This window comes from Streptomyces sp. NPDC058221 (genome assembly GCF_042882365.1).
GTDB lineage: Bacteria > Actinomycetota > Actinomycetes > Streptomycetales > Streptomycetaceae > Streptomyces.
The window spans coordinates 29,860-54,757 of sequence record NZ_JBHVWF010000030.1 but is presented as its reverse complement, the minus strand read 5'-3'; the positions used below and the strand labels follow the sequence as shown (position 1 = coordinate 54,757).

Genomic DNA, 24,898 nt, shown 5'->3' with positions numbered 1-24,898 from the left:
GTGCTACTTCGACGGCTTGAGCTTCAGCACGACTTCGAGCGCCGAGCGCTGGGTGTGCTGCGGGTCGGCGTACGGGTCGGCCTCGGTGGGCCAGCCCACCCAGTTCTTGGTGGAGTACTCGGCCCCGATGGGGGCGGCGGCGGTGGGGATCATCGGCGCCTGCTCGACCATGATCTTCTGCAGCGTGTTCATGGCCGTGGTGCGGGCGGTGTCGGTCTTGGCGTTGGCGAAGTCCTTGAGCGCCTCGGTCGCCTCGGTGTTCTTGAAGCGGCCGAAGTTGCCGAGCTGGGAGGGCTTGCCGATGGGCTGGAGCAGCGCGCCGTCCATGATGTTCTGGTACATGTCGTACGGGGTCGAGCCGCTGTTGGTCCAGTGGAGGGTGGCGTCGAAGTTGCCGTTGGCCACGTCCGCGTTCCAGGCGTCGGCGGTCTGCGTCTTGACCTTGGCGTCGATGCCGATCTTCTTGATGTTGTCCTTGATGATCGCGAGGCCGGTGATGTAGTCGTTCCAGCCGGCCGGGTCGGTGAAGGTCAGCTTCACCGCCTTGCCGCCCGGGTCCTTCAGCACGCCGCCGCTGAGCGTGAAGCCGGCCTTCTCCAGGACCTTCTTGGCCCCCTCGACGTCCGGCTCGGTGGTGGCGGCCTTGTAGTCGGGGGCGATGAAGGACTTGCCCGCGGGCAGCGGGATGCCGGTCGGGTTGGTGATCTCCGGGTAGAGGGTCGCCTCGGCCTGGGTGTAGATCGCGTTGCGGTCGACGACCATCGCCATGGCCTTGCGCAGCGCCGGGTTGTCGAACGGCTTGCGGGCGGTGTTGAACCACAGGCCGTGGATGCCGAGCCCGGACGGGAACCACAGCTTGTGGTTCTTCGGGTCCTTGGCGATGTACAGCTGCTTGTAGTTCGGCATGAAGACGAACGACCACTCCAGCTTGCCGCTGGCCAGCGCGGTGGTGGCCGCGCTGTTGTCGTTGTAGGTGCTGTAGCGCAGCTCCTTGACCTTCGTCGCGCCCTTCCAGTAGGTGGGCGTGGCGGTCAGCGTCGTGGTCTGCGGGGTGAACGTCTTCAGCTTGTACGGGCCCGAGCCGACCGGCGTGCGGTTGGGCCAGGTCTCCGGGTTCTTGACGCCTTCCCAGATGTGCTTGGGCACGATGAACTGCTGGAGGATCTTGTTCTGGTTGACGTACTGCGAATCGTCGAAGGTCAGGACGACCTTCTTGCCCTGGACCTCGACGCCGCCGAACGCGATGCCGTCGCCGTTGAGCGCCGGGTGCTTCTTCAGCAGGTTGAAGGTGAACGCGACGTCCTCGGCGGTCAGCGGCTTTCCGTCGGCCCACTTGGCCTTGTCGTTCAGGGTGAAGGTGACCTTGGTGTAGTTGAGGTCCCACTTCCAGTCCGTCGCCAGCCACGGGTCGGCCTTGTCGGCGGGCCGGATCTGGCTCACCATCGCCAGCGGCTCGTAGATCATGAAGCGGTATCCGAGGGTGGCGCCCGCCGAGGTCGCCAGGAACGGGTTGCTGTTGTTCGTCTGCGGCCCGTCCGGCTTGCCGATGTTCAGGACGCCCGACGCGGCGCCGCCGCCCTTGTTGGCGTTCGAGTTGGCTGACGAGCATCCGGCGGCGAGCGCGACCACCGCGGTGGCGAGCGCGACCGCTCTGAACGTGTGCTGACGGCGTGCGGACATGGCGACTCCAGGAGGGACTGGCGGGTCTGGGAGATCCGGGAACGGGCAGCGCTCGGCGCGCCGGGTACGGGCGGTGCGGGTGCGCGCAGCCGGCTGCTGCACGGATTACGGGGAGCGGCGGGCCTGGCCGGCCCGGCCGCTAGGGCGCCGAGTGGCGCACGACCAGTTCGGTGGGCAGCACGAGTGGTGCGTCGGGTACGGCGGTGCCGCCGAGGTGGGAGAGCAGCATCCGAGCGGCCGTCTCACCCATCTGCCGGGTGGGCTGGCGCACGGTGGTCAAGGGCGGTTCGGTGTGCTCGGCCATCGGGATGTCGTCGAAGCCGACCACGGCGATGTCGCCGGGAACGGACCGTCCCGCGGCGCGCAGCGCCCGCAGCACGCCTGCCGCGGTGATGTCGTTGTGCGCGAAGACCGAGTCGAACTCCGTGCCGGAGGCGAGGAGTCGCTCCACGGCCAGCCGGCCGCAGATCTCGGTGAAGTCCCCGCGGACGACGAGGTCGGTGGGCAGGACGGAGACGAATCCCGCAAGCCGGTCGCGTACGCAGCCGAAGTCCTGGGGGCCCGTGATGACCAGGGGCCTGGTGCGGCCGGCAGCCTGCAGATGGCGGGCGGCCGACGCGCCTCCTTCGTGGTTGGTGGTCACGACGGAGGGGAACTCGGGATGGTGGCCGCGATCGTCGATCAGCACGATCGGCAGGCCCGCGCGGTGGAGTGCGGTGAGGTGGTCGAGGGTGTTCTCGGGTTCGACCACGACCAGTCCGTCGAAGGCCCGCGCCGACACCTGGCTGGTGAAGCGCTCCACGGACTCGGCCCCGCGGTTGCAGGTGAAGAGCAGCAGCCCGTAGTCGGCGGCCTCGACGGTGTCGACGACGCCCTGAAGCACCTCGCCCATCCACGGCCAGGTCAGCGAGGGCACCAGCATGCCGACCGTACGGCTGCTGCCGCGGGCCAGACCGACGGCGCCCGAACTGGGCACATAACCGAGCTGTGCGATCACTTCACGAACACGGGCAGCCGTTGAACCGTCCACTTCGCCCTTGGTGTTGATGACCCGGGAGACGGTCGTCTTGCTGACGCCGGCCTCACGGGCGACATCAGCGATGGTGACACGCATCGAGGGCCTCCAGGACACAACAGGACAGAGCGTGCGGCCGGTTGTGGAACCGGTACCGCAACCGGTTCCGGAACCGGTACCGGCGTTGGTGGCGTGAGTTAACCCCGCTGGAACAGAGGCGTCAATACTTCACACCGAGATTGGTCCGTACCCATTCCGCGAGCAGCGGGAGAGCCTCTTGCGTTCAAGTTTTGAACGCACATACCTCTTGACGTGGGCACGTAATAGCAGTTCACTCACGCCCCATTCGACGGCAAGTTCCCCACACTCCCGCCGAGGAAGGCATCAGCCATGATCCGAACAGGAAGAGCCGTACGGGTGCTGCTCGCCGCAGCGCTCGCGACCGCGGGCCTCACCGGGCTCTCGTCCCCCACCGCCCAGGCCGCGGGCGAGACGGTCAACATCGCCCTGACCACCACCGACGACTCCGGCGGCCGGCATGTCACCCGCGGCCTGGAGGCCCAGACCCCGGTCGCCTTCGAGGCCGGGAACGGCGGCGGCGGTACGAGCATCACGGTCGACGAGGACACCAGCTACCAGACGTTCACCGGCGGCGGCGCCTCGTTCACCGACACGGCCGCGTACCTGATGAAGAGCAGCGGGGCGCTGAGCCGGGCGACCCTGGACGCCACGATGAAGAAGCTGTTCTCCCCCACGGACGGCATCGGGCTCTCGTTCGTACGCAACCCGATGGGCGGCTCGGACCTGGCCAGGACCGGGTACACCTACGACGACGTCCCCGCCGGCCAGACGGACCCGACGCTCGCGGAATTCTCGATCGCACACGATCTTCAGGACGTGCTGCCGCTCACCGAGCAGGCCAAGGAGCTGAACCCGGCCCTGACGACGGTGGCGTCCCCGTGGACGGCACCGGCGTGGATGAAGGACAACGGTCAGCTCAACGGCGGCTGGCTGAAGGCGGAGAACTACGGCACCTACGCCGACTACTTCGTGAAGTACCTCCAGGCCTACCGGGACCAGGGTGTTCCGGTCGACTACGTCACCGCGCAGAACGAGCCGACCTGCTGCTCCGGCTACCCCTCCATGAGCTGGAACGGATCGGGGCTCGCCTACTTCACCAAGAGCGAGCTGCTCCCCAAGCTCCAGTCGGCCGGTCTGGCCACCAAGGTGCTGGCGCACGACTGGAACTGGGACACCTACGACGAGTACGCCGCGGAGACGGTGAACGACGCGGAGGTGCGCAACCACCCCAACTTCGGCGGGATCGCGTGGCACGGGTACGGCGGTGACGTGGCCGAACAGACGGCGGTGCACGACCAGTACCCGTCGGTGGACGCCTTCCAGACCGAGCACTCGGGCGGCACCTGGATCGCCGACCAGCAGCGCGAGGACATGCTGAACATCATCGACTACACCCGCAACTGGGCGAAGTCGGTGACCAAGTGGTCCCTGGCGGTGGACCAGAACCGCGGCCCGCACAACGGCGGCTGCGGCACCTGCGACGGGCTGATCACCGTGCACAACGGGGACGGCAGCAGCGGGCAGGTGGACTACAACGTCGAGTACTACACGATGGGCCACCTGACCAAGTTCGTCCGCCCCGGCGCCTCCCGGATCGCCTCAACGGCCAGCGCCACCGTGCCCAATGTCGCCTGGCGCAACCCGGACGGCTCGAAGGCGCTGATCGCGTACAACGGCAGCGACTCCGCACAGGAGATCACCGTCAACTGGAGCAGCCAGAAGTTCACTTACTCCCTGCCGGCCCGCACATCGGCGACCTTCACCTGGTAGACCCACCGCCGGAGCAAAGCGCGTGCTGTACATCTGCAACGTCCTCTCCGTCGCCGGACGCGGGTACGTCCCGGCGGCGGAGAGGCGCTCGCCCGTTACTCCGTCGGCTCGATCCCCGCCCGCAGCAGACCGAAGGTGTACGCGTCCTCCAGAGCCTGCCAGGAGGCCGCGATGATGTTCTCCGCGACGCCCACGGTCGACCAGTCGGCGGTGCCGTCGCCGGTGGTGATGAGGACACGGGTGGTGGAGTCGGTGCCGGTGCGGCCCTCCAGGATGCGGACCTTGTAGTCCACCAGCTCCAGCTTGGCGAGCTGGGGGTAGATCCGCTCCAGGGCGACCCGCAGCGCCCGGTCCAGTGCGTTGACCGGGCCGTTGCCCTCCGCGGTGGCGACGATGCGCTCGCCCTTGGCCCAGAGCTTCACGGTCGCCTCGTTGGCGTGCGTACCGTCGGGACGGTCCTCCACGATGGCGCGCCAGGACTCGGTACGGAAGTAGCGGCGTACCCGGCCCTCGGCCTCGGCCCGCAGCAGCAGCTCGAACGAGGCGTCGGCCGCCTCGTAGGTGTAGCCCTTGAGCTCACGCTCCTTGACCCGCTCGACGACGCGCCCCACGAGCTCGCGATCGCCCCCGAGGTCGATGCCGAGCTCCTGGCTCTTCAGCTCGATGGAGGCGCGTCCGGCCATGTCGGAGACGAGCATCCGCATGCTGTTGCCGACCAGCGCGGGGTCGATGTGCTGGTACAGGTCCGGGTCGACCTTGATCGCGGAGGCGTGCAGCCCGGCCTTGTGCGCGAAGGCCGAGACCCCGACGTAGGGCTGGTGGGTGGACGGGGCGAGGTTGACGACCTCGGCGATGGCGTGCGAGATGCGGGTCATGTCGGCCAGTGCGCCCTCGGGCAGCACGGTCTTGCCGTACTTGAGCTCCAGTGCGGCGACGACGGGGAAGAGGTTGGCGTTGCCGACCCGCTCGCCGTAGCCGTTGGCGGTGCACTGGACGTGGGTGGCGCCGGCGTCGACGGCGGCCAGGGTGTTGGCGACGGCGCAGCCGGTGTCGTCCTGGGCGTGGATGCCGAGGCGGGCGCCGGTGTCGGCGAGGACGGTGGAGACGACGGCCTGGACCTGGGCCGGGAGCATCCCGCCGTTGGTGTCGCAGAGGATGACGACGTCGGCGCCGGCCTCGGACGCGGTGCGGACGACGGCCTTGGCGTACTCGGCGTTGGCGCGGTATCCGTCGAAGAAGTGCTCGCAGTCGACGAAGACCCGGCGGCCCTGCTCGCACAGGAAGGAGACGGTGTCACGGACCATCTCCAGGTTCTCCTCCAGCGTGGTGCGCAGGGCGAGTTCCACATGGCGGTCGTGGGACTTGGCCACCAGCGTGATCACCGGTGCACCCGACTCCAGCAGCGCCTTGACCTGCGGGTCCTCGGACGCCTTGCCGCCCGCCCTGCGGGTCGCGCCGAAGGCGACCAGCTCGGCGTTCCTGAACTCGATCTCCTGCTGGGCGCGCGCGAAGAACTCGGTGTCCCGGGGGTTGGCGCCCGGCCAGCCGCCTTCGATGAAGCCGACGCCGAAGTTGTCCAGGTGCCGGGCGATGGTGAGCTTGTCGGCGACCGTCAGGTTGATGCCTTCACGCTGTGCACCGTCGCGCAGCGTGGTGTCGAAGACATGGAAGCTGTCGTCGGTGGGCTTGGCCTTGGTGGTCATGCTGGTCTGACTCCTGTCGGATGAGTGGATCCGGACGATCAGGCTCCACTTGCCCCCATCATCCCGCGCGCCTCGCCCCGGCCGAGGTGGGGGCCGGAAAACAAAAAACCCCTCGCGGGTGCGAGAGGTATGCGCGCGGGTCTGGGGCACGATGGCCGCGCCGTACGTGGTGGTACGGGACGGTCACTGCGGACCGGCGCGCCTGTTGCCAATAATCATGACGAACGAGGACACGGAGGCAGTCTGGCACAGGACCGCCTCCGTGCCATCTCCCGTCTCAGGATGCGGGCGTGATCGTGGTCGCTCCGGCCTGCTGCGGCTGCTCCTGCCGCGGTCCGGAGACGGTGACCCGGTTCAGGTCGATGTCACGGGTCTCGCGCATCGTCAGGTAGACGATCAGCGAGACCGCGGCGCAGCCCGCGACGTACCAGTAGAAGCCGGATTCGGCGCCGGCGTTCTTGAACCAGAGCGCCACGTACTCGGCGGTGCCGCCGAACAGCGCGTTGGCGATGGCGTACGAGAGGCCGACGCCCAGGGCGCGGATGCCGGTCGGGAAGAGCTCGGCCTTCACACACGCGTTGATGGAGGTGTAGCCGGTGACCACCACCAGGGCGAGGAGCGCCAGGCCGAGTGCGGGCCAGAAGGTGCTGGCGTGCTTGAGCATGGTCATGATCGGCACGGTCAGGAACGTCGAGCCGACGGCGAAGGTGATCAGTAGCGGGCGGCGGCCGATCCGGTCCGACAGCATGCCGGCCAGTGGCTGGATGCACATGAAGACGAACAGGGCGCAGAAGCTGACGAGCGAGGCGGTGGACTTGTCCATGCCGGCGCTCTTGGAGAGGAACTTGGTGAGGTAGGTCGTGTACGTGTAGTAGGCGACGGTGCCGCCCATGGTCAGCGCCATCACCAGGAACGCCTCGCGCCGGTGCTGCCACAGCACCTTCAGCGTGCCGCGGTCGTTCTGCTCGGCGGCGCCGGACTCGGCGTACACCTCCGTCTCCAGCATGGAGCGGCGCAGGTAGAAGACGATGGCGGCGCCGAGCGCGCCGACGACGAACGGGATGCGCCAGCCCCAGCTGTGCAGCGCCGCGTCGGACATGTTGCGCTGGAGGACGATCTGGAGGCCGAGGCCGACGAGTTGTCCCGCGGTCATGGAGACGTACTGGAAGCTGGAGGCGAAACCCCGCTTCTCGGGTGCGGATGCCTCGGTGAGGTAAGTGGCACTGGCGGCGTACTCACCGCCGACCGAGAGCCCCTGGAGCAGCCGGGCGAGCATGAGTACGGCGACGCCGCCGTATCCGGCCATGTCGTAGGTGGGCGCGACGGCGATCAGGATCGCGGAGGCCGACATGAGGGTGACGGTGAGGGTGAGCGCGGCCTTGCGGCCCCTGCGGTCACCGATGCGGCCGAGCAGCCAGCCGCCGACCGGTCTCATGAAGAAGCCGACGGCGAAGATCCCCATCGTGTTCATGAGGTTGGCGGTCTCGTTGCCCTCGGGGAAGAACGCGTCCGCGAAGTAGACCGCGAACGTCGCATACACGAACCAGTCGAACCACTCGACCATGTTGCCGGCGGAGCCGACCCAGATCTTCTTCCACTGCTCTCGTCCCATGGTTGGTCACCGTGCCCCAACGGCCGGAGAACTAACAAGGATGCGGAGGGAAACGATCGGGCGTACTTGCGTGCGTTGTGTTCACCGGATCAGTGAGTCCCGCAGGAACTCCCCCACATGGGTGAGGACTTGCTCGCGGCCGGTACCGGGCACGCCGACGGCGACATGGACGCTGAAGCCGTCCAGGAGGACGCGCAGCCGGGTGGCGAAGCGGTCCGGGTCCACGGCACGGAACTCGCCGCGGGAGATGCCCTCGGCCAGCAGCGCCACCAGGTCCCGGTGCCAGGCCCCCTCGATGGCGGCCTGCCGCCCGCGCGCGTCGGCGTCGGCGTTCTGCGAGCGGTTCCAGACCTCCAGCCAGAGGGTCCAGTGCGGGTCGCGCGGCCCCTCGGGCACGTACAGACGCACATACGCGTCGAGCCGTTCACCGGCGGACGCCTGCCGGGAGAGCAGGGCGCCGCGCTCGGCACCGAGCCGGCCCTCGCTCCACTCCAGGGTCTGCAGCAGGAGCTCGTCCTTGGTCCGGAAGTAGTACAGCAGGTGCCCGCTGCTCATCCCGACCTCTCGCCCGAGCCCGGCCATGGTCAGCCCGTCGAGCCCGCGCTCGGCGATGGTGGCCATGGCGGCGCCGAGCAGGGACTCGCGGGGCGGGGCCGTGTTGCGCCGCCGGGCGGGGGGCGGGGTCATGGAGCGGCCGGTGCGCGGAGCGTCTGGTTCACCCGTACGTTCTACCGGATCCGCCGGTCAGCCGGGTACCGCGGGCTGCTGCTGCGTGATGCAGTGGATGCCGCCGCCGCCCGCGAAGATCGTGCGGGCGTCGACCAGGGTGACCGTGCGCCCCGGGTACAGCCGGCGGAAGATGCCCGCCGCGATCTCGTCCCGGGGGTCACCGAAGCCGCACAGGACGACGCCGCCGTTGCAGACGTAGTGGTTGATGTAGGAGTAGTCGGCCCAGTGGCCCTCCTCGTCCCGTACGAGGGACGGGGCCGGCACCTCGACGACCCGCAGGGCACGGCCCCGCGCGTCGGTGCGGGAGCGGAGCAGTGCCACGTTCTCCTTGCCGAGCTCGTGGTCGGGGTGGTCCGGGTCCGGCTGGGTGTGGACGACGACGGTGCCGGGGCCGGCGAACGCGGCGACGATGTCGACATGGCCGAGGGTGCCGAAGCCGTGCGGCGGGTAGTCGCCGGTCAGCCCGCGCCTGAGCCAGATCGCCTTCGTGGTACCGAGCTTGGCGTGGATCTCGGCCTCGACCAGCTCCTTGGTCCAGCCCGGGTTCCGCTCGGGGCCGAGCTGCACGGTCTCGGTGAGCAGCACGGTGCCCTCGCCGTCGACGTGGATGCCGCCGCCCTCGTTGACCAGGGGCGAGCTGTGCACCGGGACCCCGGCGATGTCGGCGACATGGCGGGCGATCTTCGCGTCGTGCTCCCAGCATGCCCAGGCCTGCGCGCCCCAGCCGTTGAAGATCCAGTCGACCGCTGCCAGCGTGCTGCCGTCGGTGACGAAGGTCGGTCCGATATCGCGCATCCAGGCGTCGTCAAGATCCCGTTCGACCAGCTCGATGTCCGGGCCGAGGAGGGCGCGCGCATCCGGCGACTGGCCGGTGGGGACGACCATGGTCACCGGCTCGAAGCGGCGTACGGCCCGGGCCACGGCGGCCCATGCCTCGCGGGATTCGGTGAGGTCGTCACCGGTGAACGTGGCGTTGGGGCCGGGCCAGGCCATCCAGGTGCGCTCGTGCGGGGCCCACTCGGCCGGCATGCGGAAGGTCATCTCGTCGGACTCCTGAAAGCTGTGTGCCGTGAGGCGTTGCGTCGTGGGCAGGGCGGGAAGCGCCGCGCCGCTACAGGAAGTAGAGGCGGTTGAGCGATATCGAGTCGGCGGGTGCGGACCGCAGCGGCGCCCCGTCCAGCGTCACCAGGCCGCTGTCCCCGTTCACCGCCACGTCGCCGGTCCGGGAGTTGAGCCTGAGGTCCGCCGGGCCGATCCCACGGGTGCCGCGTACGGCGACCCTGCGCCGCCCGGTCGGCATCAGGTCGGAGCCGAGATCGGCCGCGGCCTTCGCCACGAAGGCCACCGAGAGATCGGCCGGGGTCGCGCCGTGCCCGCCGAACAGGGGTCCCAGGACCAGCGGTTCGCAGGTGTCGGTCGCCGCGTTGGGATCGCCCGTCACGCCCCAGGCGGGGAAGCCCGACTTCAGTACCAGCTGCGGCTTCGCCCCGAAGTACTGCGGCTTCCAGAGCACGATGTCGGCGAGCTTGCCCACCTCGATCGAGCCGATCTCGTCGGCGAGGCCGTGCGCGAGCGCCGGGTTGATCGTCAGCTTCGCCACGTAGCGCAGCACCCGGGCGTTGTCGTCGTGCGGGCCGTCGCCCTCCAGCGGGCCGAGCTCGGCCTTCATCTTGCCCGCCATGGCGAAGGTGCGGCGTACGGTCTCGCCCGCGCGCCCCATCCCCTGCGCGTCCGAGGAGGTGATGCCGATCGCGCCGAGGTCGTGCAGCACGTCCTCGGCGCCCATCGTGCCGGCCCTGATCCGGTCGCGCGCCATCGCGGCGTCACCGGGCAGGTCGGTCTTGAGGTCGTGGACGGAGACGATCATCCCGTAGTGCTCGGCCACGGCGTCCCGGCCGAAGGGCAGGGTCGGGTTGGTCGAGGAGCCGATCACGTTCGGGACGCCCGCCATCTTCAGCACGTTCGGGACGTGTCCGCCGCCGCAGCCCTCGATGTGGAAGGCGTGGATGGTCCGGCCGTCCAGGACGCTCAGGGTGTCCTCGACCGAGAGGCATTCGTTCAGCCCGTCGCTGTGCAGGGCGACCTGGACGTCGTGCTCCTCCGCGACCCGCAGGGCGGTGTCGAGGGCGCGGGTGTGCGCGCCCATGTCCTCGTGCACCTTGAAGCCGGATGCGCCGCCCTCGACCAGCGCCTCCACCAGGGGCGCCTCGTCGGAGGACGAACCGCGGGCCAGGAAGCCGATGTTGACCGGCCAGGCGTCGAAGGCACGGAACGCATGGCGCAGCGCCCAGGGGGAGTTGACGCCGACGCCCCAGACCGGGCCGAACTCCTGGCCGATGACCGTGGTGACGCCGGAGGAGAGCGAGGCCTCCATGATGCGCGGCGAGAGCAGATGGACATGGGTGTCGACGGCGCCGGCCGTCGCGATCATGCCCTCGCCGGAGACGATGCTGGTGCCGGTGCCGACGACGATGTCCACCCCGTCGAGCGTGTCCGGGTTGCCGGCCCGTCCGATCGCGTGGATCCGGCCTTCGCGGATGCCGATGGAGACCTTCCGGATGCCCTGGACCGCGTCGATGACCAGCACGTTGCTGATGACCACGTCGCAGGTGTCGCGGACGGCCGCGGCCTTGAGGTGCAGTCCGTCGCGCGCGGTCTTGCCGAATCCGGCGAGGAACTCGTCGCCGTGGCGCTGCGCGTCCGACTCGACGCGTACCACCAGACCTGAGTCGCCCAGCACGACCCGGTCCCCGGCGCGCGGTCCGTGGACCGACGCGTACTCGTAGGGGTCCATCAGGCGCCGCCCTCCGCTCCGAGATAGCCGCAGGCCGCCGCGCGCCGCAGGGCCTCCTCCTTCGCACCGGGCGCGTCCAGCGGCCCGTCGACCAGTCCGGCGAAGCCGATCGCGATCCGGTCGCCGCCGATCGGCAGCAGACCGACCTCGGCCGCGCCGCCCGGGTCGAACCGGACCGACGAACCGGCCGGAACGCACAGCCGCATGCCGTAAGCCGCCGCCCGGTCGAAGTCGAGCCGGGGGTTGGCCTCGAAGAAGTGGAAGTGCGAGGTGACGCTGACCGGGACCGTGGCGGTGTTGCGTACGGTCAGCCGCAGCGCGGGCTCCGGTCCGGTGTGCGGCGGCGCCGGCAGCACCGCGCCCGGCGCGCTGTCGCCGAGCCGCGTCCCGGTGCCGGCGCCGATGGGGTCGCTCACGACGGCGAGCCGCGATCCGTCGTCGAAGACCGCCTCCACATGCACCTCGGTGACCACGTCCGCCACTCCGGGCAGCACGTCGTCGGGTCCGAGCACCTGGCGCGCGGCGGCGATGGCCTCCGCGAGCCGCCGTCCGTCGCGGGCCGCCTCGCAGACGGTGTCCGCGACGAGCGCGGTGGCCTCGGGGACGTTGAGCCGCAGCCCACGCGCCTGGCGGGCCCGCGCCAGTTCGGCCGCTCCGAAGAGCAGCAGCCGGTCACGCTCGCTCGGGGTCAGTCGCACGTCACCACACCTCCTGTTTGACTGTCACTCTAACCATGACGACACCATCCATGGAACACCATCGGAATATCGAGACCATTGACGGCTCACACCGGACTACGTCACATTGAGCAGCACTCAAACAGTCGAACGTCAGGGGCGGCCTCATGCCGATCGAACAGCGCGGAGTCGACACCATCCCGGAGGCGGAGCGCACCAGCACCCCGCGTGACCTCGTCTCGATCCTGCTCGGGTCGAACCTCTGCCTGGGCGTGATCGTCTTCGGCTGGCTCCCGGTCTCCTTCGGACTGGGCCTGTGGCCCGCGGTGACCTCGGTCGTCGCCGGCACGGTCGTGGGGGTGGCGGTGACCGCGCCGCTGGCCCTGGTCTCGTTGCGTACGGCGACGAACCTGTCGACCTCCAGCGGCGCGGCCTTCGGCGTGCGTGGCCGGCTGGTCGGCTCGGTCGTCGGGCTGCTGCTCGCGCTGGGATACACGGCTCTCACGCTGTGGATCGGCGGTGATGTGATGGTGGGCACCCTGGCCCGTATCGCGGGGCTGCCGGCCGGTGGCCTCTCGCACACCCTCGTCTACGCGACCCTGGCGGCCTGCACCGTCGTCGGAGCCGTGTACGGGTACCGGCTGCTGCTGCGGCTGAGCAAGATCCTCGCGGTCGCCATGACCGCACTGCTACTGGTCGGCCTGATCGCCTACGCCCCGGACCTCACCACGGCGGCCCCGCCGGACGCCCCGTATCTGCTCGGCTCCTTCTGGCCGACCTGGGCGCTGTCCGCGGTGGCCGCCGGGCTCAGCGGCCCGATCGCCTTCATCACCCTGCTCGGGGACTACACCCGGTACATCTCACCGGTCCGCCACCACCCGCGCCGCGTGCTGCGGGCCACCTGTCTCGGCCTGGTCGTCGGGCTGCTCGTTCCGCAGCTCTTCGGTACGTACACGGCGCTCGCGGCTCGCGCCTCGCTCGACTACGCGGGCCCGCTGGTCGCCGCCTCGCCCGTCTGGTACCTGGTCCCGCTGCTGCTGGCGGCCACCGCGGGTTCCGTGGGCAACGCCGGGCTGATGCTGTACTCGATGGGCCTCGACCTGGACGCGATCCTGCCCCGCGCCACGCGGGCCAAGGCCACGCTGGTGGTCGCCGGGGTCGCCACGACGTTCGTGTTCCTGGGCCACTTCGTGTGGAACGCGCAGTCGGCGATGACGTCGTTCGTGCTGCTGCTGACAGCGATCGGTACGCCGTGGGCGGTGATCACGATGATCGCGCACCGGCGCTGCCGGGGCGCCTACGACGCGGAGGCCCTCCAGGTCTACAACCGCGGCACCCGGGGCGGTGTCTACTGGTTCAGGTCCGGATGGCAGCCGCACGCCGTCCTCGGCTGGGCGCTCGGCGCCGCGGTGGGGCTGTGCGGCGTCTCGACTCCGCTCTACGAGGGTCCGCTGCTGGCGCTGACCGGCGGGGTGGACTGCAGCTTCGTGCTGTCGGGGCTGGTGGGCGGGGTGACGTACGCGGTCCTGACCCGGCGCGTGACCCGTACCGCGGCCGGGCCGGACTCCGGCGCGGATCTCGTGCCGGCCGCCTCGCCCTCGGGCGCCGGCCGGGCCTGAGCAGGGCTGCCGGGCCCGGGCGAAGTCCCGCGTCACCGGCCGGCGACGCGGGGCTTCCCCCAGTACGCCCTAGCCGAGCGGGTGCATCCAGCCGTGGGTGTCCTCGGCGATGCCACGCTGGATGTCCAGCAGGCGCTCGCGGAGCTTCATGGTGACCGGGCCGGGCGTGCCGTCGCCCTGGGTCCACTCGCCGCTCGCGCTCTTCACGGTGCCGACGGGGGTGATGACGGCGGCGGTGCCGCAGGCGAAGACCTCGGTGAGGGTGCCGTTCGCGGTGTCGTCGCGCCACTGGCCGATGGAGACGCGGCTCTCCTCGGGCTCGTAGCCCAGGTCCTGCGCGAGCCTGAGCAGCGAGTCACGGGTGATGCCCGCGAGCAGGGAGCCGGTCAGGGTCGGAGTGACGATCCTGTTCCCGTACACGAAGTACAGGTTCATCCCGCCGAGCTCCTCGACCCACTTGTGCTCGACGGCGTCGAGGTAGGCGACCTGGTCGCAGCCCTTCTCGGCGGCCTCGGCCTGGGCGAGCAGGGACGCCGCGTAGTTGCCGCCGGTCTTGGCGTCGCCCACGCCGCCCGGAACGGCGCGCACCCGGTCCTCGGAGAGCCAGATGGAGACCGGCTTCACCCCGCCGGGGAAGTACGCGCCGGCGGGCGAGGCGATCACCAGGAAGAGGTACTCGTTGGCCGGCCGCACACCGAGGCCCACCTCGGTCGCGATCATGAACGGGCGCAGGTAGAGGGACTCCTCGCCGCCGTGCTCCGGGACCCAGGCCGCGTCCTGCTGGACGAGCAGGTCGCACGCCTCGACGAAGGTCTCGACGGGCAGCTCCGGCATGGCGAGCCGGCGCGCGGAGGACCGGAAGCGCTCGGCGTTGGCCTCGGGGCGGAAGGTGGAGACCGAGCCGTCGGGCTGGCGGTAGGCCTTGAGGCCCTCGAAGATCTCCTGGCCGTAGTGCAGCGTCATGTTGGCCGGGTCGATCGACAGCGGCGCGTACGGGACGAGCTGGGCATCGTGCCAGCCGCGGCCTTCGGTCCACTTGATCGTCACCATGTGATCGGTGAAGTAGCGGCCGAATCCGGGCTTGACCAGGATCGCCTCGCGCTCCGCGTCGGACAGCGGGTTCGAGGAGGGCTTGAGCTCGATCGTGGGCGTCGTCATGAGTACGTGTCCTTCACCGTTTTGTGTGTGTAGGACCACGATCACGCCAGCTCTTTTCGGACAAGTGCTAGGACGTCCGAGCTTCGCGGCAGGCCACGGTCCCGTTCGATTATCTCTCGCGGGTGGCCATGCACGAAATGACGTGAATGCGGTCCAGGATTCGATGGTGACACCCGGGGCCGCACAGGAGAAGCCGCCGGGTGCGTGTGCGACCCGGCGGCTTCGTAAGAGAGTCGTCGGATCAGCCCGCTACGCGTACCGCGAGCGCGTCGCCGATCTCGTCGGTGGTACGGGTCCCGTCGCGCTCCGCGAGGTCGGCGGAGACGGCGTCCTCGATGCGCACGGCCTGGGCCTCGTAGCCGAGGTGGCGCAGCAGGAGGGCGACGGAGAGGATCGTGGCGGTCGGGTCGGCCTTGCCCTGGCCGGCGATGTCGGGCGCGGAGCCGTGGACCGGCTCGAACATCGACGGGAAGGCGCCCGTCGGGTTGATGTTGCCCGAGGCCGCCAGGCCGATGCCGCCGGAGACGGCCGCGGCGAGGTCCGTCAGGATGTCACCGAAGAGGTTGTCGGTGACGATGACGTCGAAGCGCTCCGGCTGGGTGACGAAGAAGATCGTCGCGGCGTCGACGTGCAGGTAGTCGGTGGTGACCTGGGGGTACTCGGCCGCGACCTTGTCGAAGGTGTTCTTCCACAGGTGGCCCGCGTAGACGAGGACGTTGTTCTTGTGGACCAGCGTCAGCTTCTTGCGCGGCCGGGCGGCGGCGCGCTCGAAGGCGTCACGGACGACCCGCTCGACACCGAAGGCGGTGTTGAGGCTGACCTCGGTGGCGACCTCGTGCTCGGTGCCGGTGCGCAGCGAACCGCCGTTGCCGGTGTACGGACCCTCGGTGCCCTCGCGGACGACGACGAAGTCGATGTCCGGACGGCCGGCCAGCGGGGTCTCGGTGTTCGGGAACAGCTTCGACGGCCGCAGGTTGACGAAGTGGTCGAAGGCGAAGCGCAGCTTCAGCAGCAGCCCCCGCTCCAGGACGCCGGACGGCACGGACGGATCGCCGATCGCGCCGAGCAGGATGGCGTCGTGCCCCTTGAGGGCCTCCAGCTCCGCGTCCGGGAGGGTTTCACCGGTGCGGTGCCAGCGCCGGGCACCAAGGTCGTACTCCTTGGTCTCCAGCTTCACATCCTGCGGGAGAACAGCGTTGAGGACCTTGAGGCCCTGGGCCACGACCTCCTGGCCGATACCGTCACCGGGGATCACTGCGAGATTGATGCTGCGAGACATGACCGGCACCTTACTGCGCGTCCCACCCCATGACACGTCACGTCCACCATACGGACACATGGGCAGCTGTACGTGTAGCGTTCACCCACTCGATGGCACACCGTCAAAAAGCGGGTGGAGGTTGTCGCCCATGGACATCCCCCGTTTCGGAATCCCCGAGAAGCTCGCCGACCGCATGAGCATGGCCGAGCAGCACGACTACCTGCGCACCCGGCTCACCCGTCGTGGTGTGCTGCGCACGAGCGTGGCGACCGCCGCCGTCGCCGGTGCCGGCCTCGGCACCTCCCTTACCGCCTCGCCCGCGTACGCCGCGCCGGCGGTGCTCACCTCGCACAGCACCACCCGGGTGGACGGTTCGCTGGTGGCCCCGTTCGGCCGGCACCTGGCCTACGGGGCGGACCCGAGGACGCAGATGGCGGTCTCCTGGCAGGTCCCGTTCGCGGTGCGCCGCCCGTACATCCGCATCGGCCTGAAGCCGTGGGCGCTGAGCCGGAAGATCGACGCCGAGGTGCGCCACCTGACCACGCCGCGACTGAACGACGGGAAGATCGCGGCCGCCGAGCAGTTCTACGTACACGCGGGCCTGGAGCGGCTGAAGCCCGGCACGACGTACTACTACGGCGTCGGACACGACGGCTTCGACCCCGCCGACACCCGCAACCTGGGCACGCTCGGCACCCTCACCACCGCGCCCTCGCGCGCCGGGAACTTCACCTTCACCGCCTTCGGCGACCAGGGCGTCAGCTACGACGCGCTCGGCAACGACCAGCTGATCCTGGGCCAGAACCCCGCCTTCCACCTGCACGCGGGCGACATCTGCTACGCCGACCCGTCGGGCTCCGGCCAGACGAGCGATGTCTACGACGCCCGCACCTGGGACCAGTTCCTGGCGCAGACGGAGACCGTCTCCAAGACGGTGCCGTGGATGGTGACCACCGGCAACCACGACATGGAGGCCTGGTACTCGCCGGACGGCTACGGCGGCCAGAACGCCCGCTGGACCCTGCCGGACAACGGCCCGGACCCGGTGAACCAGCCCGGCGCGTACTCCTTCGTGCACGGCAACGTGGGCGTGATCGCGCTGGACGCCAACGACGTCAGCTACGAGATCCCCGCCAACTTCGGCATCAGCGGCGGCAAGCAGACGCGCTGGCTGGACCGGCGCCTGGGCGAGCTGCGGGCCCGGCACGACATCGACTTCCTGGTGGTCTTCTTCCACCACTGCGCCTTCTCCACGACCAACGCACACGCCTCGGACGGCGGGGTGCGGGACACCTGGGTGCCGCTCTTCGAGAAGCACCAGGTGGACCTGGTGATCAACGGGCACAACCACGTCTACGAGCGCACCGACGCGATCCTGAAGAACTCGGTCAAGCGGAAGGTGCGGATCGGTGAGCGCACCGACCCGAAGCGGGACGGCATCGTGTACGTCACCGCGGGTGGCGCGGGCAAGGCGCTGTACGACTTCCCGGCTCCCGACAGTTACGAGGGGCATGTCGCGGACCAGGAGAGCGTGAACACCTATCACGTGGTCAAGGGCGGCGGGAAGGCCACCGAGACCGTCGAGTGGTCACGCGTGCGCTACACCGGCTTCTCGTTCCTCGCGGTGGAGGTGGAGGCCGGGCGGCACGCCCGGATGAAGGTCACCGCGCTGGCCGAGTCCGGCGAGCGCGTCGACCACTTCGAGATCAGCCGCGACTGATCCGCACATCACGGCCCGGTCAGTGACCGGTGGAACCGCCGTTGTCCCTGCGGTCGAGGGCCCGCTGCAGGGCGGCGGCGGCATTCTGCCGCTCCGACTCGCTGGGGCGGTGGGTGTGGCGGACGCGGTGGGCGATGGTCTCGGCCATGGTGGATCGACTCCTTGAGATCGCGAGGATTTCGAGATCGAACAATCGTGAAGATGATTTCGAGATCAGGGATTTCGAGGCGCCGGAAGGGGCGGGAAGCGGACGCCGCAGGGATTGCCTGCTTCAGGGCGCGCACTCACGACCGCCAGTCGCTGGTTCAGCGAGACGTTCGGCTTCTACAAAGTTAGGGCAGCCCGGCCGTTCTGTCTCCACAGTTACTCGGACTTCCTACTATCTGAGACGGAGGTTTACGCGCGCTCATCCCCCGCTCACTCTCAGCTCCCTGATGAGCGCCCGGACGGCGAGCGATCGTGCCAGCTCAGGGGTGGTGACGTAGCCCACGGACCGGGTCGGGCGCTCCGGCCCGAGAGCGGTGATCGCGACGGTGTCCGGTGCTCCTTCCAGGGACAGACCGGGCATGATCGCCATGCCGAGACCACGGGACACCATCGAGAGCACCGCTCCGTCGTCCTCGGCCTCCACCGTCGCGTGCGGGATCCAGTCCTGGGCGGCCCACCAGTCACGGGTGTACGAGGTGCAGCTCTCCGCCCAGTCGAGCAGCGGGAGCGTCCGCGGCGCCGGATGACCGGCCGGATGCACCAGGGCGTACTCCTCCTCCCGCAGCACTCCCCCGACCAGTTCCTTCGGTACGGGGGAACTCGCGCCGATCGTCGCGATCCCCAGGTCTGCGCGGCCGTCCAGAACCTCGCCCGCCGTGCCCCGGCCCACCTCGCGCACCACCCGCACCCTCGTGTCGATGCCGGGGTGGCGGGCCCTCAGCCCTTCCAGGGCGGAGGGCAGCAGATGGAGCGCGGCGCTGCGGAAGGCGGCGATCCGCAGCGGGCCCGTCACGGCGCCCGCTCCCTCCGGGCCGGCTGCCGCCGCACGCGCCTCGTCACCCATCAGCTCCAGCAGCCGCAGGACGCGGCGGGCGTGCGCGACGGCACTCGCGCCCGCCGCTGTGGGCCGGGCGCCCATACGGCCCCGCTCGAAGAGGACGGCGCCGATCCTGCCCTCGCTGGTGCGGACCGCGTGAGAGACGGCCGACTGTGTCATGCCCAGCGCCTCGGCGGCGCCGGAGAAGCTGCCGGCCCTCTCCACCGCGACCATGATGCGCAGCTCGTGCGGGCTCAGATCGGTCATGGTGCGGATCCCCCTCTTTCCATGCATGCCGTTTCCATGAATGCCGTGCATGGAAACGGTCTTTCCATCGACGCAACCCCCTGCCGCACCGTTCGATTCCTTCCTAGCGTCACTGCCATGACGACGACACGCACGGCCCGCACCATCCACTTGACCACCCGCCCCGCGGGATTCCCCACGGCCGATCTCTTCTCCACGGTCGAGACCCCGGCCCCCGCACCTGGTCCGGGCGAGGCTCTGGTGGAGAACCTCTACCTCTCCGTGGACCCGTACCACCGCGAGGAGATGGACGGCGGCTGGGAGCTGAACACCCCGCTGGAGGGCCGGACCATCGGCCGGGTCGTCGCCTCCCGCGACCCCTCTCTCGCCGAGGGCGATGTGGTCTTCCACCGGCACGGGTGGCGCACCCACGCCCTGGTCACCGCCGGTGTCCACGGCACCCGCAAGCTCCCCTCGTACGAAGGGGTGCCGCTGACCGCCCATCTGTCGATCCTCGGCGGCACGGGCCTGACCGCGTACGTGGCGCTCACCCGCACGCTGGAGTTCCGGGCCGGCCAGGACCTCTTCGTCTCGGCCGCCGCGGGCGGGGTCGGCACTGCGGTGGGCCGGATCGCCCGGCTCCTCGGCGCCGGACGGATCGTCGGCAGCGCGGGCTCGGCCGCGAAGGTCGCCCGGCTCACCGGTGAACTCGGTTTCGACGCTGCCTTCGACTACCACGACGGGCCCGTCGCCGAACTCCTGGCGAAGGCGGCCCCGGACGGGATCGACGTCGCCGTCGACAACGTGGGCGGGGACCATCTGGAGGCCGCGATCTCGGCGCTCCGCGACCACGGCCGGATCGCCTGGGTCGGCGCCATCGCCCAGTACCACTCGGCCGGCCGCCCGCCCGCCGCCCCGCGCAACCTCTTCGACGTGGTGGAGAAGAGCCTCCGGCTCGAAGGCGTGCTGGTCCGCAACTACAACGACGTGCAGGGAGAGTTGGAGGAGCTGCTCGTCCCGCACCTTCAGAGCGGCCGGATCACCCCGGATGTCACAGTCGTCGACGGGTTCGAGCGGACCGTGGACGGCTTCCTGGGAATGCTGCGCGGGGAGAACACCGGGAAGATGCTGATCCGCACCGCCGGATAGGGGCCGGGCGGCTCACCTCGGCCGCGGTGCGAAGTCCTGCACACCCACCACGCGCAGCAGTTGAAGCCGCTCGTACGACTCGCTGCCCGGCCGGGCGGTGTGGATCACCAGGTTCTGCCCGCAGGCGGCGCTCAGCAGCACCTCGCACTGCAGCTCCAGCCCCCCGACCACCGGATGCAGGAACCGCTTGACCTCCGAGCGCCGCACCGCCACCCGGTGCTCGGCCCACAGCACCCGGAACTCCTCGCTCGCCCCGCGCAGCTCCCGCACCAGGGCGGCCAGGCGCGCGTCGTCGGGGCGGGTCGCGAACACCGCGCGGAGCTGGGCGACATGGATCCGGGACTGTGCCCCGTGGTCCTCGGACGGGTACAGCTCCCGAGCGGCCGGTTCGGTGAACCACGCCCGGATGTGGTTGTGCCCGGGACCGGCCTCGCCGACCAGGGCGATGGCCAGGGCGTTCTGCGCCAGCACCTCGCCCCGGTCGCTGAAGATCTGGGCGGGGGCGTCGTGCAGCCGGTCGAGGACCATCAGCAGCCCGGGCCGCACATGCTGGGTGGGCCCGCTCCGGTCGCGCGGCGGTTCCTCGCCCGCGAGGTGGAAGAGGTGATCGCGCTCGTCCTCACTCAGCCGGAGCGCCCGCGCCAGCGCGGACAGCATCTGGCGTGAGGGACGTGAACCGCGGCCCTGCTCCAGGCGCGTGTAGTGGTCGGCGGAGGCACCGGCCAGCTGGGCGACCTCCTCGCGCCGCAGCCCCGGCGTACGCCGGCGGGTGCCTGCGGTCAGGCCGGCGTCGGCCGGTTCGAGGCGGGTGCGGCAGCGGCGCAGGAAGTCGGCGAGTTCAGGTCGGTCCAGGTCCACTCCCCCATCATCGGTGCGGCACCTGGCGTTATCCAGGGACCGCCGGTCCCCGGATGACCACGTCTCTCCCGCCGCCCGCGGGCCCGCCGCAGAGTGGGACCCGGATCCGCCGGCACCCGGCGGAACGGACGGAGGGAACCGATCATGCTGACTCTGGTGACAGGCGCGACGGGCCAGGTGGGCCGGCGCTTCGTGCCCCGGCTGCTCCGGCGGACCGCCCCCGGAGACACGGTCCGAGTGATCGTGCGGGACGCCGGGCGGGGCGAACGGTTCGCGGCGCTGGGGGCGGAGGTCGTGGTGGGCGATCTGCTGGATCCGGACGCTGTGGCGAAGGCGGTGGCGGGCACGGACGCGGTGGTGAACGTCGCGGGGGCGTTCCGCGAGGTGACCGACGACGAGATGTGGGCGGTCAACCGCGACGCGGCCCTGCTGCTGGGGCGTACGGCGGTGGAGGCGTGCACCGGCCGGTTCGTCCAGGTCGGCACCAATCTCGCGTACGGCAGGGGGCGCGGCAGGCCGCTCACCGAGGACGACGGCACGGTGCCCGGCGGCGCCAAGTGGGGTGCGTACGCCGAGGCCAAGGCGGCCGCCGAGGAGGGCCTGATGGCGCTTCACCGCGAGCACGGGCTCGATCTGCGGGTCGTGATCCCGCCCTTCGTCTACGGGGAGGGCGATCCGCACCTCGCGGAGACGATGCAGTGGGCGGGTGGCTGGGCGGCCTCCCAGCGGCTGGCCGTGGTGCACCACGCGGACATCCGCCAGGCGCTGTTCCGTCTGCTGTACGCCCCGGGCCTGGCCGGCCGCCGCTACAACGTCTCGGACGACGCCCTGGTGACGGCGGCGGAGCTGCACGAGATCAACGGGGTGCCGCTGCCCGCGGACATGGCGGACCGTGTCGACCCCGACCCCTGGTACGGAGTGCTCTCCAACAGGCGCGCCCGCGACGAGCTGGGCTACCGCCCCCTCTACCCGTCGGTCTGGACGGCCAGGGACGCGGGAACGCTGTGAACGAGTCCCGCCCGGCGGCCAAATCGAGCCCGTCCGGCGATTGAGGACAAAGCGTCCACCCGGACGCCCCCGGGCCTCAACCGCACCCCCACCCCGTGCCCGCCCATGGAAACCGCCTCCCGGCCGGCAGGGGAACCGGTCGGGAGGCGGAGTTCAGGGCGGGGCGGAGCCCCGGAGAGCCGTCAGCCCTGGTGCGGGTAGATGTAGTCGGTCGGCGGGACCAGCGTCTCCTTGATGGCCCGGGTCAGGGTCCACCGCTGGAGGTTCTGCGGGGCGCCCGCCTTGTCGTTCGTACCCGAGGCACGGCCACCGCCGAAGGGCTGCTGGCCGACGACGGCGCCGGTCGACTTGTCGTTGATGTAGAAGTTGCCCGCGGCGTACCGCAGCTTCTCCATCGTGTACGCGGCCGCGGCACGGTCGTTCGCGATGACGGAACCGGTCAGGGCGTAGTCGGAGACCGACTCCATCTGCTCCAGCATCGCGTCGTACTTCTCGTCCTCGTAGACGTGGATCGCGAGGATCGGGCCGAAGTACTCGGTCGTGAAGACCTCGTTCTCGGGGTCGCTGCACTCGATGACGGTCGGGCGGACGAAGTAGCCCACCGAGTCGTCGTACGTGCCGCCCGCGACGATCGTGCACGCCGGGTCGGCCGCGGCGCGGTCGATCGCGGCCTTGTTCTTCGCGAACGAGCGGTCGTCGATGACGGCGCCCATGAAGTGCGACAGGTCGGTGACGTCGCCCATGGTGATGGAGTCGACCTCGGCCGCGAACTTCTCCTTGAAACCGGAGTTCCAGATGGAGGCCGGGACGTACGCCCGCGAGGACGCCGAGCACTTCTGGCCCTGGTACTCGAAGGAGCCGCGGGTCAGCGCGGTCTTCAGGATCGCGTGGTCGGCCGAGGGGTGGGCGACGACGAAGTCCTTGCCGCCGGTCTCGCCGACGAGCCGCGGGTAGGTGCGGTAGTTGGCGATGTTGTTGCCGACCGTCTTCCACAGGTGCTGGAAGGTGGGAGTCGAGCCGGTGAAGTGGATACCGGCCAGGTCGCGGTGGTTCAGGGCCACCTCGGAGACGGCGATACCGTCGCCCGTCACCAGGTTGATGACGCCCTTGGGCAGGCCGGCCTCCTCCAGGAGCTGCATGAGCAGCACGGCGGCGTGGGTCTGCGTCGGGGACGGCTTCCAGACCACCACGTTGCCCATGAGGGCGGGGGCGGTGGGCAGGTTGGCCGCGATGGCCGAGAAGTTGAACGGCGTGATCGCGTAGACGAAGCCCTCCAGCGGGCGGTGGTCCATGCGGTTCCACACGCCCGCGGAGTTCGCCGGGGGCTGCTCGGCCAGGATCTGGCGCGCGTAGTGCACGTTGAAGCGCCAGAAGTCGACGAGCTCACAGGGACAGTCGATCTCGGCCTGCTGGGCGGTCTTGCCCTGGCCGAGCATCGTGGAGGCGGCCAGCGTCTCGCGCCAGGGGCCGGAGAGCAGCTCGGCGGCGCGCAGGATGATGGCCGCGCGGTCGTCGAAGGCCATCGCGCGCCAGGCCGGGGCGGCGGCGAGAGCGGCGTCGACCGCGTCCTGCGCGTCCTGCTCGGTCGCACCCGCGTACGTGCCGATGACGGCCTTGTGGTTGTGAGGCTGTACGACGTCGAAGCGCTCGCCGCCGCCCATCCGCTTCTCGCCGCCGATGGTCATCGGCAGGTCGATCGGGTTCTGGCCGATCTCCTTGAGCTTCGCCTCCAGGCGGGCGCGCTCCGGGGAGCCCGGGGCATAGGAGTGGACCGGCTCGTTGACCGGCGCGGGGACCTGGGTTACAGCGTCCATGGTTACCGTGGCTCCTTAATGAGAGAGGTGGAGGGGCTCAGCCCTTGGTGAGGATGGAGCGGCCGAAGAACAGCAGGTTGGCCGGCTTCTCCGCGAGGCGGCGCATGAAGTAGCCGTACCAGTCGGTGCCGTACGCGGTGTAGACACGCATGCGGTGACCCTCGGCCGCGAGCCGGATGTGCTCGTCGCTGCGGATGCCGTACAGCATCTGGAACTCGTACTCGTCGAGCTTGCGCCCGGCCTTGCGGCCCAGCTCCTGAGCGATGGCGATCAGGCGCGGGTCGTGGGACCCGATCATCGGGTAGCCCTCGCCGTCCATCAGTGTCCGCAGGATGCGGACGTACGCCTTGTCGGTCTCGGCCTTGTCCTGGTACGCGACGGAGGCGGGCTCCTTGTAGGCGCCCTTCACGATGCGCACGCGGCTGCCGGCGTCGGCCAGCCGGCGCGCGTCGTCCTCGGTGCGGAAGAGATAGGCCTGGATGACGCATCCGGTCTGCGGGTGGTCCTTCCGCAACTCCTCGTGGATGGCGAACATCGAGTCGAGGGTGGTGTGGTCCTCGGCGTCCAGGGTGACCGTGGTGCCGATCGCGGCTGCGGCCTCGACGACCGGGCGGACGTTGGCGAGGGCCAGCTCGTGGCCGTTCTCCAGTGCCTGGCCGAACATCGAGAGCTTGACGGACATCTCCGCCTTGGTGCCCAGGCCGAGGTCCTTGAGGCGGCCGACGAGCTCCAGGTACGCGTCACGGGCGGCGGCGGCCTGCTCGGGCGTGGTGATGTCCTCACCGACCACGTCCATGGTGACTTCGAGACCCTTGCCGGCGGCGTCCTCAATGATCGGGACGACCTGCTCGACCGTCTCACCGGCGATGAACCGGCCGACGACCTGTTTGGTGCCCGGGGCTGCCGAGATGAAACGGCGCATCTTGTCGCTGCGTGACGCGGCGAGAATCACGGGACCCAGCACGGGGCACCTCCACGGA

Annotated in this window: 19 protein-coding genes and 1 pseudogene; 5 read left to right on the top strand and 15 right to left on the bottom strand. The window is 70.1% G+C overall.

What is annotated here, in order from left to right; all coding sequences use genetic code 11:
• Positions 1–3: 3 nt before the first annotated feature.
• On the bottom strand, positions 4–1,680 hold the full coding sequence (locus tag ACFVW8_RS13000; protein ID WP_389689121.1) for an ABC transporter substrate-binding protein: 1,677 nt from the start codon (positions 1,678–1,680) through the stop codon (positions 4–6).
• 139 nt (positions 1,681–1,819) lie between these two features.
• A complete protein-coding gene (locus tag ACFVW8_RS12995) occupies positions 1,820–2,794 on the bottom strand; it encodes a LacI family DNA-binding transcriptional regulator (RefSeq protein ID WP_389689119.1) in 975 nt (324 codons plus the stop codon).
• A gap of 291 nt (positions 2,795–3,085) precedes the next feature.
• On the opposite strand from ACFVW8_RS12995, the pseudogene ACFVW8_RS12990 reads away from it, so the two are divergent.
• Positions 3,086–4,543, top strand: a pseudogene (locus tag ACFVW8_RS12990) (glycoside hydrolase family 30 beta sandwich domain-containing protein); the annotation flags it as partial.
• Between the two features lie 98 nt (positions 4,544–4,641).
• Here the strand turns inward: ACFVW8_RS12990 and cimA are convergent.
• From cimA to ureA, 6 genes are all read right to left on the bottom strand, one after another.
• Entirely contained in the window at positions 4,642–6,249 is a 1,608-nt protein-coding gene (gene cimA, locus ACFVW8_RS12985; RefSeq protein ID WP_389689117.1) for a citramalate synthase, read from the bottom strand.
• Positions 6,250–6,526: 277 nt separating this feature from the next.
• A complete protein-coding gene (locus ACFVW8_RS12980) occupies positions 6,527–7,861 on the bottom strand; it encodes an MFS transporter (protein ID WP_389689116.1) in 1,335 nt (444 codons plus the stop codon).
• Positions 7,862–7,942: 81 nt separating this feature from the next.
• Positions 7,943–8,548: a TetR/AcrR family transcriptional regulator gene (locus tag ACFVW8_RS12975; RefSeq protein ID WP_389689114.1), complete on the bottom strand. Its 606-nt coding sequence runs from the start codon at positions 8,546–8,548 to the stop codon at positions 7,943–7,945.
• 57 nt (positions 8,549–8,605) lie between these two features.
• Entirely contained in the window at positions 8,606–9,631 is a 1,026-nt protein-coding gene (locus ACFVW8_RS12970) for an agmatine/peptidylarginine deiminase (protein ID WP_389689112.1), read from the bottom strand.
• A gap of 70 nt (positions 9,632–9,701) precedes the next feature.
• Positions 9,702–11,384, bottom strand: a complete 1,683-nt coding sequence (locus ACFVW8_RS12965) for an urease subunit alpha (RefSeq protein WP_389689110.1) — start codon at positions 11,382–11,384, stop codon at positions 9,702–9,704.
• Positions 11,384–12,082, bottom strand: a complete 699-nt coding sequence (gene ureA / locus ACFVW8_RS12960; RefSeq protein ID WP_389689108.1) for an urease subunit gamma — start codon at positions 12,080–12,082, stop codon at positions 11,384–11,386. The genes ACFVW8_RS12965 and ureA overlap by 1 nt, the downstream gene beginning before the upstream one ends.
• Before the next feature lie 146 nt (positions 12,083–12,228).
• On the opposite strand from ureA, the gene ACFVW8_RS12955 reads away from it, so the two are divergent.
• Entirely contained in the window at positions 12,229–13,680 is a 1,452-nt protein-coding gene (locus tag ACFVW8_RS12955; protein ID WP_389689106.1) for a cytosine permease, read from the top strand.
• Positions 13,681–13,749: 69 nt separating this feature from the next.
• On the opposite strand, the gene ACFVW8_RS12950 is transcribed toward ACFVW8_RS12955, so the two are convergent.
• Both ACFVW8_RS12950 and ACFVW8_RS12945 read right to left on the bottom strand, forming a co-directional pair.
• A complete protein-coding gene (locus tag ACFVW8_RS12950; protein WP_389689104.1) occupies positions 13,750–14,838 on the bottom strand; it encodes a branched-chain amino acid aminotransferase in 1,089 nt (362 codons plus the stop codon).
• A gap of 241 nt (positions 14,839–15,079) precedes the next feature.
• Positions 15,080–16,117, bottom strand: coding sequence for a 3-isopropylmalate dehydrogenase (locus ACFVW8_RS12945; RefSeq protein ID WP_389689102.1), 1,038 nt, complete (start codon positions 16,115–16,117; stop codon positions 15,080–15,082).
• Positions 16,118–16,247: 130 nt separating this feature from the next.
• Here ACFVW8_RS12945 and ACFVW8_RS12940 point away from each other — a divergent pair, with 130 nt between their 5' ends.
• Positions 16,248–17,819 carry a purple acid phosphatase family protein gene (locus tag ACFVW8_RS12940; RefSeq protein WP_389689100.1) on the top strand — a complete coding sequence of 524 codons (1,572 nt, stop codon included), beginning with the start codon at positions 16,248–16,250 and terminating at the stop codon, positions 17,817–17,819.
• A gap of 19 nt (positions 17,820–17,838) precedes the next feature.
• On the opposite strand, the gene ACFVW8_RS12935 is transcribed toward ACFVW8_RS12940, so the two are convergent.
• A complete protein-coding gene (locus tag ACFVW8_RS12935; RefSeq protein ID WP_389689098.1) occupies positions 17,839–17,967 on the bottom strand; it encodes a hypothetical protein in 129 nt (42 codons plus the stop codon).
• A 258-nt stretch (positions 17,968–18,225) separates the two neighbouring features.
• Positions 18,226–19,110 (bottom strand): LysR family transcriptional regulator, encoded by an 885-nt coding sequence (locus tag ACFVW8_RS12930; RefSeq protein WP_389689096.1) that lies wholly within the window; start codon positions 19,108–19,110, stop codon positions 18,226–18,228.
• Between the two features lie 117 nt (positions 19,111–19,227).
• On the opposite strand from ACFVW8_RS12930, the gene ACFVW8_RS12925 reads away from it, so the two are divergent.
• A complete protein-coding gene (locus ACFVW8_RS12925) occupies positions 19,228–20,238 on the top strand; it encodes an NADP-dependent oxidoreductase (RefSeq protein ID WP_389689094.1) in 1,011 nt (336 codons plus the stop codon).
• Positions 20,239–20,250: 12 nt separating this feature from the next.
• Here the strand turns inward: ACFVW8_RS12925 and ACFVW8_RS12920 are convergent, their stop codons facing one another.
• Complete coding sequence (locus ACFVW8_RS12920) at positions 20,251–21,090, bottom strand: helix-turn-helix transcriptional regulator (protein ID WP_389689155.1); 840 nt, start codon at positions 21,088–21,090, stop codon at positions 20,251–20,253.
• 150 nt (positions 21,091–21,240) lie between these two features.
• Between ACFVW8_RS12920 and ACFVW8_RS12915 the strand changes: the two genes are divergently transcribed.
• Positions 21,241–22,104, top strand: coding sequence for an NAD-dependent epimerase/dehydratase family protein (locus ACFVW8_RS12915; RefSeq protein ID WP_389689092.1), 864 nt, complete (start codon positions 21,241–21,243; stop codon positions 22,102–22,104).
• A 182-nt stretch (positions 22,105–22,286) separates the two neighbouring features.
• On the opposite strand, the gene pruA is transcribed toward ACFVW8_RS12915, so the two are convergent.
• Positions 22,287–23,918 (bottom strand): L-glutamate gamma-semialdehyde dehydrogenase, encoded by a 1,632-nt coding sequence (gene pruA / locus ACFVW8_RS12910; RefSeq protein ID WP_389689090.1) that lies wholly within the window; start codon positions 23,916–23,918, stop codon positions 22,287–22,289.
• Between the two features lie 37 nt (positions 23,919–23,955).
• On the bottom strand, positions 23,956–24,882 hold the full coding sequence (locus ACFVW8_RS12905; protein ID WP_389689088.1) for a proline dehydrogenase family protein: 927 nt from the start codon (positions 24,880–24,882) through the stop codon (positions 23,956–23,958).
• Positions 24,883–24,898 lie beyond the last annotated feature (16 nt).